Source organism: Streptomyces sp. NPDC091279 (genome assembly GCF_044757465.1).
GTDB lineage: Bacteria > Actinomycetota > Actinomycetes > Streptomycetales > Streptomycetaceae > Streptomyces.
The window spans coordinates 316017-330352 of the sequence record NZ_JBIVVA010000005.1 but is presented as its reverse complement, the minus strand read 5'-3'; the positions used below and the strand labels follow the sequence as shown (position 1 = coordinate 330352).

Sequence of the window (14336 nt, the reverse complement as noted above, 5' to 3'; positions counted from 1 at the left end):
GGTCGGCATGGAGTTGGCAAAAAAGAGCGGTCGACGCGGGTAGCGCGAAGGGCGCCGCCCCGGGGAGAGGAACTCCCGGAACGGCGCCCTGACCTGCGCCCGTGCCACCCTGCCTACGGGAAGGTGAGCTTCCAGCCGCTGATCGACCCGGTGTCCTGCGCCGCCTGGTCCTGGACCTTCAACTGCCAAGTCCCGTTGGCGACTTCGGCCGAAGCATTGACCGTGAATGTCTCCTGGACGTTGTCGGCGGAATCGGAGGAGCTGAAGTTCTTCAGCCGGTACGCCGTCCCGCTCGGACCGACGAGGTCGATCACCAGGTCGCCGCGCCAGGTGTGCGCGATGTCGACCGTGACCTGAAGCGCCGAGGGCGCGTTGCCGGTCCGCCCGGTGACCGCGATGGACGACGTGACGGCCGCCCCGTTGTCCGGAATCGACACCGCGGAATTGTTCTCGAACGACGTCCCGGTGCTGCCCCCGCCCCCGCTGGAGCGCGCGCCGACCGCGACACCGGCCCACGCGTCCTGCACCGCCTTGTACTCGGCGGAGGTCGTCCCGTACAGCTCGCCCGCCGCCGCGAGGGTGCCGGTGCGGGCGGCCGCGTAGTTGGTCGTCGACGTGAACTTCGTGGTGAGCGCCCGGTACCAGATCTGGAGCGCCTTCTCCCGGCCGATGCCGGTGACCGCGAGCCCGTCCGCCGTCGCGGAGTTGTAGCTGACGCCGTTGATGGTCTTGGCGCCGCTGCCCTCGCTCAGCAGATAGAAGAAGTGGTTCGCCGGGCCCGAGGAGTAATGCACGTCGACCGAGCCGATCCCCGAGTACCAACTGTCCTTGGACGCGCCGTCCTTGCTCGGCCGGTCCATGTAACGCAGCGGCGTGCCATTGCCGTTGATGTTGATCTTCTCGCCGATGAGGTAGTCGCCGACGTCGGAGCTGTTGTTGGCGAAGAACTCCACACCGGTGCCGAAGATGTCGGAGGTCGCCTCGTTCAACCCGCCCGACTCACCGCTGTAGTTGAGCCCCGCGGTGTTGGAGGTGACGCCGTGGCTCATCTCGTGCCCGGCCACGTCCAACGACGTCAGCGGGCGGGCGTTGCCCGAGCCGTCGCCGTACGTCATGCAGAAGCAGCTGTCGTCCCAGAACGCGTTCACGTACGCGTTGCCGTAGTGGACCCGCGAGTACGCGCCGACGCCGTTGTTCTTGATGCCGTTGCGGCCGAACTCGGACTTGAAGAAGTCCCACGTGGTCGCCGCCCCGAAGTGCGCGTCGGCGCCCGCGGTCGCCGTGTTCGACGTGGTGCCGTTGCCCCAGGTGTCGCTGGTCTGCGAGAACAGGGTGCCGGTGCCGGACGAACCCCGGTTCAGGTTGTACGACTTGTGCGCGCCGCGCGCCCCGTCCGTCAGCGTGTACGTCGACCCCGACTGCGTCGTCGTCAGCGTGACGGTGCCGCTGTACTGGGTGTTGCCGGTGCCGTTCTTGATGCCCTGGTACTCGTAGAGCTTCTCGCCGGTCGCCGCGTCGGTGATGACGTGCAGCTGGTTCGGCGTGCCGTCCTCCTGGAAGCCGCCGACGACCGTCTCGTACGCCAGCACCGGCGTCCCGGTCGCCGCCCAGATCACCGTGCGCGGCGCGGAGTCGGCGTCCGCCTCGGTGGAGCCGAGCGCCTCGGCCCGGCGCACCGCCTGCCGTTCGGCCGCGGCCTTCGTCAGCTCCGGCGTGGTGTCGGCGACCTCGATCACGGCCTTCGTCGCCCGCACGACACGCTGAGTGGTGCCCGAGTCCGTGGTGTCGACGATCAGGTCGCCGCCCAGCACCGGGAGGCCGTCGTAGGTGCGCTCGTAGCGGGTGTGCAGGGTGCCGTCCGCGTCCCGGAGGACGTCCCGCACGACCAGCTTCTCCCGCGCGCCGAGCCCGATGTCCCGCGCGGTGCGGGCGCGGGCGGTGTCGGCGTCGCGGATCAGCTCGGCGCGCTGCGAGGGGGAGAGGGCGGTGGCCGCGTGGGCCGTGCCCGGCTTGCCCGCGGGCGCCTCGGCCGGGGCCGCGCTCGCGGCGCCCGACTGGACGGCGGCGGCGATCAGGGCGGTGACGCCGGCGAGGGCGACGGCCGCGATGCGGCGGTGTGCGGTGGGGTGGTGTGCGGTGGGGCGGTGCGAGGTGGAGGACGTGCGTCTGGAACTGCTTCTCAACGCGGACTCCTTCTGCGTGGCCGCGGGGTCGCGCGGCCGGGGGAGACCGGGCGGCTTGGGCGCCGGCCCGGGCAGAACGCGGTGCTCCGTGGGGTGGCGTTGCGGAGTCACTCCGTTAGGGGGAGCAACGGGGTTGATCTGTGGGGCATCGCAACGGGGTTGATCTGTGGGGTCGTTGTGAAGTTCCCGTGGGAAGGGTGTCAGGTGGTTTGCCGTTCTGTCAGGTGCACGGCAAGGAATGACCGAAATGGTTCGTTGAACGGGGGTTCTTGTTCGGTATGCGGACGATGGCCTGAGCGGGTGGGGTGCGTTGTCGGGTGCGGCGCCGTCGTGGCTGGTCGCGCCCGCGCGGCGGAGCCGCATATCGATACAGCCCCGCGCCCCTTTTCCGGCGTTGCCGGGCCGTCGGTGACGTTGCTCGGGTGGGTGTCGCGCCCCGCGCGGCGGAGCCGCATATCGATACAGCCCCGCGCCCCTTAAAGGCGGCGTTGCCGGGCCGTCGGTTGTTCTGTCGGTCGGGTGTCGGTGGGTGTCGGTGGGGTGTCGGTGGGGGGCTGGAGTGTGAGGGCACGGCAGTACACACCCCCCCGATCCTTTGGAGGACGTCATGGTCGACAGTGGTCGAACCTCTCGCTCGAGTGGCACCTCGGTGCTGGTTTCCGGTGCCGGCGTTGCCGGGGCCGCTCTCGCGTACTGGCTTCAGCGGTACGGCTTCGAGGTCACCGTCGTGGAGCGGGCTCCGTCCCTGCGCGGCGGCGGGCAGGCGGTGGACGTGCGGGGCAGTGCCCTCGACGTCGTCGAGAAGATGGGGCTCCTCGAAGCCGTTCGGGAGCGGAAGACCGCGCTGCTCGGGATGTCGCAGGTCGACGCCGACGGCCACGAGGTGCACCGCACCACCGAGCGCACCTTCAGCGGCGGCGCCGTCGACGGCCCCGACATCGAGATCCTGCGCGACGAACTGTGCGCCCTGCTCGTCTCCGCCGCCGAACCCGGCATCGAGTACCTCTTCGGTGACTCGATCACCACCCTCGTCCAGGACGAGGACGGCGTCCGGGTCCGTTTCGAGAGCGGCACCGAGCGCTCGTTCGACCTCGTGGTCGGCGCCGACGGCCTGCACTCGGTCACCCGGCGTCTGGTCTTCGGGCCCGAGGCCGACTACCTCCACCCGGTCGGCACCTACATCGCCGGCTGGAGCGCCCCCAACCACCTCGGCCTCGACCGCTGGGAGATCTTCCACCAGCCCGGCGACGACAGCGAGGTGTGGGGCAGCATGATCATGACCGTCCGGGACAACACCGAACTCCGTGTCTTCACCGGCTTCCAGACCGACGAACCCCTCGCTGACATGCTCCCCCGCGACGTCGACGCGCAGAAGCGGCTGGTCGCGGAACGCGCCGCGCACCTCGGCTGGGAGATGCCGCGCTTCCTGAAGTCCCTGTGGGAGAGCGACGTCTTCCACTACGACGTGGTCGCGCAGATCAAGATGGACCAGTGGTCGCGCGGCCGGGTCACGCTGCTCGGTGACGCCGGGTACTGCTGCTCCCCGCTCACCGGGCAGGGCACGAGCGTGGCACTGACCGCGGCGTACGTCCTCGCCGGGGAACTGCACGCGGCCGACGGCGATCACCGGGCCGCGTTCGCCGCCTACGAGGACCGGCTGCGCGACCATGTCGCCGACAACCAGGCCCTGTTGGTCCTGGGCCAGGCCCTGGCGGCGGCAGCGGGCGACCCGGAATCCGCGCCGGGGGGCGGGATCGGGGAGGAGGGCCCCGTGAACACGGAGATGTTCCGTGCCGCCACGGCGTTCGACCTGCCGGACTACTGAGGGGCGGGCGGTGGGGGAGTCGGGGCGTGGGGGAGTGGGGGCGCTCCGCCTACCCCCGTTCCCCGTGCCACGTCCGCCACAGCCGCGCGTAGGCGCCGTCGGCTGCCACCAGGGTCTCGTGCGGGCCCAGTTCGGTGAGGTGGCCGTTCTCCATGACGGCCACCCGGTCGGCGTCGTGGGCCGTGTGGAGGCGGTGGGCGATGGCGATGACCGTGCGGCCGGTGAGAACGGCGGCGAGGGCGCGTTCGGTGTGCCGGGCGGTCGCGGGGTCGAGCAACGCCGTCGCCTCGTCCAGGATCAGCGTGTGCGGGTCGGCCAGGATCACGCGGGCCAGGGCGAGTTGCTGGGCCTGGGAGCCATCCGTACGCCAACCTCCCTCACCCAGGCGGGTGTTCAAACCGTCGGGCAGCTCGCGCACCCAGTCGTCGGCGCCGACCGCCGTCAACGCGTCCCACAACTCCTCGTCCCCGGCGCCCGGTTCGGCGATCAGGAGGTTGTCGCGGAGGGTGCCGAGGAAGACATGGTGTTCCTGGGTGACCAGGACGACCGTGCGCCGCAGTTGCTCGGGGCCCAGCGCGACCACCGGTACCCCGCCGACCGTCACCGTGCCCGTGGTCGGCGCGTCGATGCCCGCGAGGAGCCGGCTCAACGTCGTCTTCCCGGCGCCGGACGGGCCGACCACCGCCAGCCGTTCACCGGGCCTGACGGTGAGGTCGACGCCGCGCAGCACCTCGCCGCCCCGGTCGTAGGCGTACCGCACGCCGGACACGTCGATCCGGTCGTCGGCCGGTGTCACCGACGCGTCCGGCACCGCGCGCGGCGCCCGGGCCAGCCCCTCGACGCGGGCGAACGAGGCGCCGCTGCTCTGGAGTTGCTCGATCCGCATCAGGATCTCGTCGAGGGGACCTTCGAGCCGTTGCAGATACAGGGCCGCCGTGACGATCGCGCCCAGGCTCAGCGTGCCGTACGTGTGCAGGGCGCCGCCGACCAGCAGCACCGCCACCACCGGCACCTGGTAGGAGACCTCGACCGCCGGGAAGAACACCGTGCGCAGGGACAGGGTGTGGAAGCGGGTGCGCCGGGATGTCTCCAACGCGTCCCGGCTCGCCGTGATCCGGCGTCGGTGCAGGCGCAGCGCCTCGACCGTGCGGGCGCCCGACGCGGTGGCCGCGACGATCTCCGCGACGTCCGAGGTGGCGGCGCCCTCGGCCAGGTAACCGGCCCTGGCCCGGCGCAGATACCAGCGCAGGGCGACCGAGATGCCGACCAGACCGAGGAGCCCGCAGGCGCCGAGCAGCGGATCGAGGGCGAACACCGCGCCCATCAGGAACAGGGACTGCGCAGAGTTGATGAGCAGTTCGGGGCCCACGTCACGCAGGGTGGTGCCGACGGTGGCGACATCGGCCGTGCCGCGTGCGGTGAGGTCGCCGGTCCCGGCGCGTTCGACGGTGGCGGCGGGCAGCGCCAGGGTCCGTTCGACGAACTCCTCACGCACCCGCGCCAGAATCCGTTCCCCGAACCGGTAACCGACGTACCGCGCCCAGCGGGCCAGGGCGAGTTGGGCGAGCGCGCACAGCACGATCCACAGTGCGAGCCGGTCGACGGCATCGACCCCGGCCCCGCCCCGCACCAGGTCCACGATCCGCCCGACCAGCCAGGGGCCGACCAACCCGGCAGCCGCGGCAAGGGAGTTGAGCAGCAGCACCCCGCCGAACGCCCGTGCGTCCCCGCGCACCAGCCGCACCGCCGCGCGCCGCACATCGGCCGGAGCGGCCACCGGGAGCTGTCCTGCGGTCACCGCGCCACCTCGTCCCCGGCCGACACGGCCGACTCCTGCCCGACTGACTCTTCCCCGGGCGGCTCTTGCCCGGCCAACTCTTCTCCGGTCGGCTCTTCCGACGCCGGTTCGGGCACCTTCGCGTCGGGCACCTTCGCGTCGGGCGCCCCGGCCGGCTCTTCCCGGGCCGCAGCCCCGTCCGCGTCCCGGGCGACCAGGGCGCGGTACTCCGGTGCGGAGTCGAGGAGTTCGGCGTGCGTGCCGGTGGCGACGACCTTGCCGTCGACCAGGTGGTGGACGGTGTCCGCGTGGCCGAGGACGAGCGGGGACGTCGTCGTCACCACCGTCGTACGGCCCCGGCGTGCCTCCCGCAACCGGCCCGCCACCTCGGCCTCGGTGTGGGCGTCGAGGGCGGACGTCGGTTCCACGGCGAGGAGGATCTCCGCGTCGGCGAGCAACGCCCTTGCCAGGCGCACCCGTTGACGCTGACCGCCGGAGAGGTTGCGGCCCTGGGCGTCGATCACCGTGCCGAGCCCGTCCGGCAGTGCCCGCACGATGTCGTCGGCCACCGCCGCCCGCACCGCGCGTTCGATGTCGGCGGCCGTCCGCTCCCGCCGCCCGCCCAGGAGGTCCCCGAGCGGGCCGCTGAACAGGTCCGCCTCATGGTCGGCGACCAGAATCCGCTGCCTGATCTGCGCCAACCTGATGTCGGCCAGCGGGAGTTCACCCCAGGTCGCGTCCGACGGGACATAGCGGCCGAGCCGGTCCAGGACCTCGGCCGCGTCGGCGGGGCGGGCGGCGGCCAGCGCGGTCAGCCGTCCCGGGCGCACCCGGACACCGGAGGCGGGGTCGTGCAGGACGGACGGTTCGGCGGGCGCGTCCAGGGTGCCGGTGTCCGGCATCGGCGCGAGGCGCAGGAAGCGCACGACCCGGCGGGCGGCGACCAGCCCCCGGCTGATCTGGTAGCCGCAGTCCACCCAGAACGACACCGGCCATATCAGCACCGCCACATACCCGTACACCGCCACCAACTGCCCGATGGACAGCGCCCCTTGGGCAGCGAGGCGGGCGGCCAGCCAGGTCACCACGGCGAGGAACAGCGTCGGCAGCCCGGCCCCGAGCGCCTGCACCCAACTCGTCACCGCCCCGACCCGGTAGCCCTGTTGGAGCAGCCGCCGTGAGTCCTGCCGGAAGGCGTCCGCGAACAGCCCTTTGCCACCGAGGCCGTTGAGGACACGCAGGCCACCCGCGAGGTCCGCGATCCGGGCCGTCAGCACACCCTGCCGCTCCCGGTACTCGCCCTCCGCGCCCTGCAACCGCGCCAGCAGCGGCCCGACCAGGGCACCGATCACCGGCATCCCGAGCAGCACGACGACGGCGAGCAGCGGCGCCTGGGCCCACAGCAGCCCGGCGACGGTGAGATACGCGACGACCGAGCCGATGCCAGGGCCGACCACGGTCAGCGCCGCGCTGATGGTCTGCACGTCCCCGACGCCGATGGTGACGACCTCCCCGGCGCCCACCCGGCGCGGCAGCGCGGCCCCCAGCCGCACCGCGTGCCCCACCACCACCTTCACGGTACGGAAGTTGGCGTCCATCCGGACCCGGGTCATCGTGCGGTGGCGCATGATGCTCAGCCAGGCGTTGAACGACCCCACCCCGAACAGCGCGGCCGTCCAGCCCGCCAGCACCGGGAGATCCCCGGGCGTCAGCCCCTCGTCGATCGCCCGCGCCAGCAGATACGGCGTCGCCGCGAGCAGCGCCATCCAGGTGCTGCCCAGCACCGCCCCGGCGACCGACCGCCCCGGCTGGCACCGCACCAGCCACCACAGATACCGCCCGCCGCCACCCCGGACATCCGGTTCCCCGGGGTCCTCGTACGCGTCGATCATCTGTCCGTCCCCCTGGAGTTGGCGCGCCTTCGATGCGCCCCGATTGTCGCGGACCGGGCGGAATCCCCGCCTCTGGTTATTCCCCGGGCGGCTCAACGGCTCGACGGTGCGACGGTTCGACGGATCGACGGCTCGACGGTTCGAGAGTCCGACGGCTCGACAGGAGGCTCGGCGCGTTCCTCGCCAGTGGTGCCCGACCGCGATCCGGGGCGCCGGACAGGGCCGCTGCCGCACTGTCGGCCGTATCGTCGCGGCGGCCTTCCCCACCTTCCCCACCTTCCCCGCGTTCCCCACCTTCCCCTCCGTTCGTCGGATTCCTCGGCGGCCGGTTGGGCATGGGCACCGGCATCGGCCTGTTCGTGGGCGGCGCCCGCGGCCTCGGCCCCCTGACCGGCTCGCTCGCCGGAACCGCGATCCGAAAGGCACCCCCCATATGACTCCGCACGCCTGGTCGTTGCTGTTCATCCTGACGGTGGCGATCGCGGCGTTGATCGTCCTGATCAACTCCCGCCTGCGCATACATCCGTTCGTCGCGTTGATCGTCGTCTCCGTCGGCACGGGCCTCGCGGCCGGTGAACCCGTCGGCAAGCTGGCCGGGTCCATCGAGGACGGCGCCGGTGGCACCCTCGGTGATGTCGGCGTCACGCTGGCCCTCGGCGCCATGCTCGGGCGGCTGCTGTCCGACTCGGGGGCGACCGACGCCCTCGCGCACGCCATCGTCGACCGCTCCGCTGGACGCCGGTTGCCGTGGCTGGTCGCGGGCGCCGCGTTCCTGATCGGCGTGCCGATGTTCTTCGAGGTCGGACTGATCGTGCTGCTGCCGCTCATCTTCAGCGTGGCGCGCAGACTGGAGACCCGGGGCGGCACTCAGGGTTCCCCCTACGTGCTGCTCGGGGTGCCCGCCATCGCGGCCCTCTCCACCCTGCACGGCATGCTGCCGCCGCACCCGGGCCCGCTCACCGCGATGACCGGCCTGCACGCCGACCTCGGGCTGACCCTTCTGGTCGGCGTGGTCTGCGCCCTCCCGACCATCGTGCTGGCCGGGCCCGTCTACGCCCGCTGGATCGCCCCCCCGCCTCCCCGACGTCCGCCCTGACCCGGCCCTGGTGGCCCAGTTCACGGGGGCGGGCGAACGCGTCGAGGTCACCGAAGGGGAGCAACGGCACCCCTCCGACGGCCCCGGCGCACACCCCACCCTCTCCGCCGCGCCCCGCCCCCAGGTGCCGATCGGCCTCGCCGTGGCCGCCGTTCTCATCCCCGTCGTGCTGATGCTGCTGCGCACCCTCGCGGAGACGACCCTCGACGAGTCCAGTGGGCCCCGGGCCTGGCTGACGTTCGCCGGGGAGCCGCTCATCGCGATGCTCGCCGGGTTCCTCTTCGCGCTGGGCGTGATGGCCGTGCGGGGGAGCAACTCCGGTGAGCAGACGCGCCGTTCACTGACCGGCAGCCTCCAGTCCGTCGCGCCGATCCTGCTGATCATCGGCGGGGGAGGGGCGTTCAACCAGGTCCTCAAGGACTCCGGGATCGGTGCGGCCATCGCGACGGCGGCCGAGGGCGCCCGGCTGAACCTGATCGTCCTGGGCTGGCTGATCGCCCTGCTGCTCTCCCTCACCACCGGCTCCGCCACCGTCGGCATCGTCTCCGCCACCGGCATCCTCGCGCCGCTCGTCGGCAACGGCTCCACCCTGGAGGCGTCCCTGCTGGTGGTCGCCATCGGCTCGGGCTCGCTCGGCCTCAACTACGTGAACCACGCCGGGTTCTGGCTGGTCAAGGAGTCGTTCGGGATGGATCTGACGCAGGCGGCGAAGACGCAGACGGCCGTGCAGACGATGGTGAGCGTGCTGGGCCTCGGGATGGCGCTGCTGCTCTCGGTGTTCGCCTGAAGATGTCCGCGATCGAACAGAATCTGGCGCCTGATGCCAACTCGTTCGAGTATGTACGGGAGTGCGCCCGGGTAGCTTCCTGGCCGTCGGGAACAGGTCCCGGCACGGCAGACAGGGGGAATCATGCGTCTGATCAGGCTGGCCGCAGTGGGCACGGGGGTCGCGCTCGCCGTGGGGCTGAGCGGCACACCGGCCAGCGCGGCGTCCGCGACCAACCGCTTCGAGAACCAGGCCGAGCACCTCAAGTGCCTGGACTACCGGGCCGATTGGGGCGTCTACGTCACCGGGTGCAACAGCGGCGCCTACCAGAAGTGGACCTGGAACAACACCTCCGGCCGGGCCACCGCGCTGCGGCAGGTGGCGACCAGGGCGTGTCTGACGGTGCGCGGCGGCAAGGTGGCCATGAAGCCCTGCGCCTCCGCCGACCGGGCGGCCCTCTGGAAGGTCGTCCGCTCGTCGGCCGGCGCGCAGATCAAGAACAACGCCAACGGCACCTGCCTCGGCCGGATGGCGAACGACCATGTCAACGTCGCCCGCTGCACCGGCGGCACGTCCCAGCGCTGGAAGATCCTCCCCTAGGGGAGGGCCCCGGCGGGAGAGGGGCGGGAGAGGGGCGGGAGTCGGCCGCGCGCGTCGGCTCCCGCTCCGGCCGGTCGCGGGCGGCGTGGTCAACTCGGGTCGCGGGGCTGGCTGTCGGGGCCCAGCCCGAGGTCGGCGAGGAACTCCCCGACCAGGATCGGCGCGCGAGGGCTGACGAGGGCCGGAATCATCAACGCGTAGCCGTACAGCGGCCCGACGACCGCCTCGAAGCAGCGGAGCGCGTCGACCGAGGGCTCGCCCCGCGCGGCCGCCCGCTCCAGCATGCCCCGCACGCTGTCGGTCCGCTCCACCCACACCCGTTGACCGGGCTCGCCGTCGGTCCCGGTGCCGTTGCCGGAGATGACGGGAGTTGACGCCCGGCGTGCCCGTGGCCCGCGCGCCCCTCACCTGACTCTCGGCATGCCTCTCACGCCAGGCTCTCCCGCCACGCCCGGTGCAGGTCCGCGAACCTGCCCGTGCCCGCGATGAGTTCCGCCGGGGTGCCGTCCTCGACGATGCGGCCGTGCTCCATGACCAGGACGCGGTCGGCGATGGCGACGGTGGACAGGCGGTGGGCGATGACGACCGCCGTACGGCCCTGAAGGACCGTCGACATCGCGCGCTGCACCGCCCGTTCGCCGGGCACATCGAGGGAGCTGGTCGCCTCGTCGAGGATGAGCACGCCCGGGTCGGCGAGCAACGCCCGCGCGAACGCGACCAGTTGACGCTGCCCGGCGGATATCCGGCCGCCCCGCTTGCGGACGTCGGTGTCATAGCCGTCCGGCAGCGCCGCGATGAAGTCGTGCGCACCGATCGCCTTCGCGGCGCGCTCGATGTCCGCACGGCTCGCCTCCGGGCGCCCGATCGCGATGTTCTCGGCGACCGTGCCGGAGAACAGGAACGCCTCCTGCGTCACCATCACCACCCCGCGCCGCAGCTCGGGCCCGGCCAGCTCACGCAGGTCGACCCCGTCCAGCAGGACCCGCCCGTCGGACGCGTCGTAGAACCGGGCGAGCAGCTTGGCCAGCGTCGACTTGCCCGCGCCGGTCGAGCCGACCACGGCGACGGTCTGCGCGGCCGGGATCGTCAGGTCGAAGCGGGGCAGCACCTCGCCGCCGGTGCGGTAGCCGAACCGCACCCGCTCGAAGACGACCTCACGGCCGGGCCGCCCCGCCCGCACCGGCGGCAGCTCCCGGGGGCTGACCGGCTCCGGCACGGACGGCGTCTGCGCCAGCAGCCCGGCGATCTTCTCCAGTGAAGCCGCCGCCGACTGATAGGAGTTGAGGAACATCGACAGCCGGTCGATCGGGTCGTACAGCCGCCGCAGATACAGCACCGCCGCCGCCAGCACCCCCAGTGCGAGTGAACCGTCCGTCACCCGCAGGGCGCCCCACAGCACGATCCCCGCGACGGCCGTGTTGGCGACCAGCCGCGAACCCACCACGTAACGGGCCATCTCCAGCAGCGCGTCGCCGTTGCGGCGCTCCAACTCGACGTTCACCACCCGGAATTCCGCGTCGTTCACGGACTCGCGGCGAAACGCCCGCACCGGGCGGATGCCGTTCAGGGTCTCCACGAACTTCACGATCACCGTCGCGATCGCCGTCGACCGCAGCCGGAACACCCGCCCCGCCCGCCGCCGGTAGGACCGCACCAGCAGACAGAGCGGCCCGAACGACGCGACCGCCACCGCGCCGAGGCTCAGGTCGAGCCAGAGCAGCATCGCCGAGATGTACACGAACGACAGGACGATCTGCACCAGTTCCTGGAAGCCCTCCTCCAGCAGCTCGCGCAGCGACTCCACGTCCGTGGTGGCCCGGGATATCAGCCGGCCCGACGTGTACCGCTCGTGGAAGTCCAGGCTCAGCGCCTGCGCGTGCCGGAAGATCCGCCCGCGCAGATCGAGCAGCACATCCTGGTTGACGCGCGCGGAGACGCCGATGAACGTGTATTGCAGGCCGCCGGAGAGCAGCGCGCATGCCAGATATCCGACCCCGACGGCCACCAACGGCCCCCGGTCGCCCAGCCGCAGCGCCGGTACGGCGGTGTCGATCGCGTACGCCACCAGCAGCGGGCCCGCCTGCACGGCCGCCTGCTGGAGCAGCATCAGCACGGCGGTGACGGCGACCCGCGCCTTCAAGGGGGCGAGCAGCGAACGCAGCAGCGCCGCCGTGGCCCCCGGGGGCGTGGGCAGCCGGTCCTGCCCGACGGCGTCCTCGACGGGCGGGGCCGGGGCGGCCGACGGGGCGGGGGGTGCGAGGTCCGGTTCGTCGTCCCCGGGTCTCGACACGGACGTCGTCGCGGAGGTCATCGTCCGCCCTCCCCTTCGCTCGGTGCCGGGGCCGCCGTCGGGGCCTCGACGCCGGACATCAGATACGCGTACTCGGCGTTCTCGCGCAGCAGTTCGTGGTGGGTGCCGACGGCGGTGACGCGGCCGCCGGACAGCAGGGCGACCCGGTCGGCGAGGAGCACCGTGGAGGGGCGGTGGGCGACGATCAGCGCGGTGGTGTCGGCCAGCACCTCCCGCAGCGCCGCCTCCACGGCCGCCTCGGTGTGCACGTCCAGCGCGGACAGCGGGTCGTCCAGGATGAGGAACCTCGGTCGGCCGACGACCGCGCGGGCCAGCGCCAGCCGTTGCCGCTGGCCGCCGGAGAGGCTGAGGCCCTGCTCGCCTACCTGGGTGTCGGCGCCCTCGGGCAGCGCCTCCACGAAGTCGGCCTGCGCGACGGACAGGGCCCGCTCCAGCTCGCCGGTGCCCGCCCGGCCGTCGGCGCCCATCAGGACGTTCTCCCCGACGCTCGCCGAGAACAGGGTGGGCTCCTCGAAGGCGACGGCGACCCGGGAGCGGAGCTCCTCGCGGGTCATCGCGGTGATGTCCTCGCCGTCCAGGGTGATGCGGCCCCCGGTCACCTCGTGCAGGCGCGGCACCAGCGCCGTGAGGGTCGTCTTGCCGCTGCCGGTCGCGCCGACCAGGGCCATCGACTCGCCGGGCCTGATGTGCAGGTCGACGCGGTCCAGGACGGGCGGCGATCCGGGCGGCGCGTCCGGGTAGCTGAACCGCACGTCGTCGAAGCGCAGGCCGCCCTCACCGGCGTTCCGCGCGCGCGGGGCGTCGACGCCGGACGACTCCGGCCGCTCGTCCAGGACTTCGAAGTACCGTTCGGTGGCGGTGGCCGCCTCCTGGCACATCGCCAGCAGGAAGCCGACGGAGTCCACCGGCCAGCGCAGAGCCAGCGCCGTGGACAGGAAGGCGACCAGCGTGCCCGCCGACAGCTCACCGTCGGCGACCCGGACCGCGCCGACGACCAGCGCCGCCCCGATGGCCAGCTCGGGCAGGGTCACGATGACGCCGAGGACGGTGCCGAGCAGCCGCGCCTTGCGCAGCTCCGTGCCGCGCAGCTCGCCCGACAGCTCCTTGAACGCGCGTGCCTGACTGCGGTGGCGGCCGAAGCCCTTGATGACGCGGATGCCGAGGACGCTCTCCTCGACGACCGTCGTCAGATCGCCGACCTGGTCCTGAGCGCGCCGCGCCAGCCGCGCGTACCGCTTCTCGAACAGCACGCACGTCACCATCACCGGCACCGCGGGCACCAGCACGACCAGCCCGAGCGTCCAGTCCTGGACCAGCATGATGCCCACGCCGACCAGCACCGTCACGCCGTTGACCAGCAGGAACGTCAGCGGGAAGGCGAGGAACATGCGCAGCAGCATCAGATCCGTGGTGCCCCGGGACAGCAACTGCCCCGACGGCAGCCGGTCGTGGAAGGCGACCGGCAGCCGCTGCGAACGCCCGTACAGGTCGGCCCGCAGCTCCGACTCGACCCGGGACAGCGGCCGGGCCACCAGCCACCGGCGCAGCCCGAACAGCAGCCCCTCGGTGATCCCGAGCAGCAGCAGACCCAGCGCGCCCCACCACACCCCGGCCGGATCACGGTGGGCCACCGGGCCGTCCACGATCCACTTCAGGACCAGCGGGAACACCAGGCCCAGACAGGACGCGACGATCGCGACGAACGCGGCCGTGAACAACCGCGCCCGCACGGGCCGGACATACGGCCACAGGCGCAGCAACGTACGCACGGCGGAGCGGCGCTCGGTGAGCGCGGGGGCGGGCGCGGCGACAGGTGTGGTGGACATCAGGACGAGCGTACGGACCAGCACTGACAACGCCCACCAGATTTTGGGCCGTATCGCCCC

At 72.4% G+C, this 14336-nt stretch carries 10 protein-coding genes; 4 read left to right on the top strand and 6 right to left on the bottom strand.

The features are described from left to right. Window positions 1-113: 113 nt before the first annotated feature. Complete coding sequence (locus ACIQOU_RS14845; protein ID WP_401537098.1) at window positions 114-2183, bottom strand: M4 family metallopeptidase; 2070 nt, start codon at window positions 2181-2183, stop codon at window positions 114-116. Window positions 2184-2832: 649 nt separating this feature from the next. Between ACIQOU_RS14845 and ACIQOU_RS14840 the strand changes: the two genes are divergently transcribed. Then, entirely contained in the window at window positions 2833-4008 is a 1176-nt protein-coding gene (locus ACIQOU_RS14840) for an FAD-dependent monooxygenase (protein WP_401537096.1), read from the top strand. Between the two features lie 49 nt (window positions 4009-4057). Here ACIQOU_RS14840 and ACIQOU_RS14835 read toward each other — a convergent pair whose 3' ends face one another. Continuing rightward, the gene (locus tag ACIQOU_RS14835) at window positions 4058-5806 is read right to left on the bottom strand and encodes an ABC transporter ATP-binding protein (protein WP_401537095.1); all 1749 of its coding nucleotides are present in this window, start codon (window positions 5804-5806) and stop codon (window positions 4058-4060) included. Continuing rightward, window positions 5803-7677 (bottom strand): ABC transporter ATP-binding protein, encoded by a 1875-nt coding sequence (locus ACIQOU_RS14830; RefSeq protein WP_401537093.1) that lies wholly within the window; start codon window positions 7675-7677, stop codon window positions 5803-5805. The genes ACIQOU_RS14835 and ACIQOU_RS14830 overlap by 4 nt, the downstream gene beginning before the upstream one ends. A 433-nt stretch (window positions 7678-8110) precedes the next feature. On the opposite strand from ACIQOU_RS14830, the gene ACIQOU_RS14825 reads away from it, so the two are divergent. The 3 genes from ACIQOU_RS14825 (at window position 8111) to ACIQOU_RS14815 (ending at window position 10139) form a co-directional block, all read left to right on the top strand. Continuing rightward, window positions 8111-8773 (top strand): GntP family permease, encoded by a 663-nt coding sequence (locus ACIQOU_RS14825; protein ID WP_401537091.1) that lies wholly within the window; start codon window positions 8111-8113, stop codon window positions 8771-8773. Between the two features lie 10 nt (window positions 8774-8783). Beyond that, window positions 8784-9560, top strand: coding sequence for a GntP family permease (locus tag ACIQOU_RS14820; protein ID WP_401537090.1), 777 nt, complete (start codon window positions 8784-8786; stop codon window positions 9558-9560). 123 nt (window positions 9561-9683) lie between these two features. Next, window positions 9684-10139: an RICIN domain-containing protein gene (locus tag ACIQOU_RS14815; protein ID WP_401537088.1), complete on the top strand. Its 456-nt coding sequence runs from the start codon at window positions 9684-9686 to the stop codon at window positions 10137-10139. An 89-nt stretch (window positions 10140-10228) separates the two neighbouring features. Here the strand turns inward: ACIQOU_RS14815 and ACIQOU_RS14810 are convergent, their stop codons facing one another. From ACIQOU_RS14810 to ACIQOU_RS14800, 3 genes are all read right to left on the bottom strand, one after another. Further along, entirely contained in the window at window positions 10229-10450 is a 222-nt protein-coding gene (locus ACIQOU_RS14810; RefSeq protein WP_401537087.1) for a hypothetical protein, read from the bottom strand. 116 nt (window positions 10451-10566) lie between these two features. Continuing rightward, entirely contained in the window at window positions 10567-12450 is a 1884-nt protein-coding gene (locus tag ACIQOU_RS14805; RefSeq protein WP_401537085.1) for an ABC transporter ATP-binding protein, read from the bottom strand. Beyond that, window positions 12447-14276 carry an ABC transporter ATP-binding protein gene (locus ACIQOU_RS14800; protein ID WP_401537084.1) on the bottom strand — a complete coding sequence of 610 codons (1830 nt, stop codon included), beginning with the start codon at window positions 14274-14276 and terminating at the stop codon, window positions 12447-12449. The genes ACIQOU_RS14805 and ACIQOU_RS14800 overlap by 4 nt, the downstream gene beginning before the upstream one ends. Window positions 14277-14336: the final 60 nt, after the last annotated feature.

Excerpts from the sequence above, each read along its gene's own strand:
- ACIQOU_RS14830 (WP_401537093.1), bottom strand. The coding sequence starts at position 7,677 with ATGATCGACGCGTACGAGGACCCCGGGGAACCGGATGTCCGGGGTGGC.
- ACIQOU_RS14825 (WP_401537091.1), top strand. The coding sequence starts at position 8,111 with ATGACTCCGCACGCCTGGTCGTTGCTGTTCATCCTGACGGTGGCGATC.
- ACIQOU_RS14815 (WP_401537088.1), top strand. The coding sequence starts at position 9,684 with ATGCGTCTGATCAGGCTGGCCGCAGTGGGCACGGGGGTCGCGCTCGCC.
- ACIQOU_RS14805 (WP_401537085.1), bottom strand. The coding sequence starts at position 12,450 with ATGACCTCCGCGACGACGTCCGTGTCGAGACCCGGGGACGACGAACCG.
- ACIQOU_RS14800 (WP_401537084.1), bottom strand. The coding sequence starts at position 14,276 with ATGTCCACCACACCTGTCGCCGCGCCCGCCCCCGCGCTCACCGAGCGC.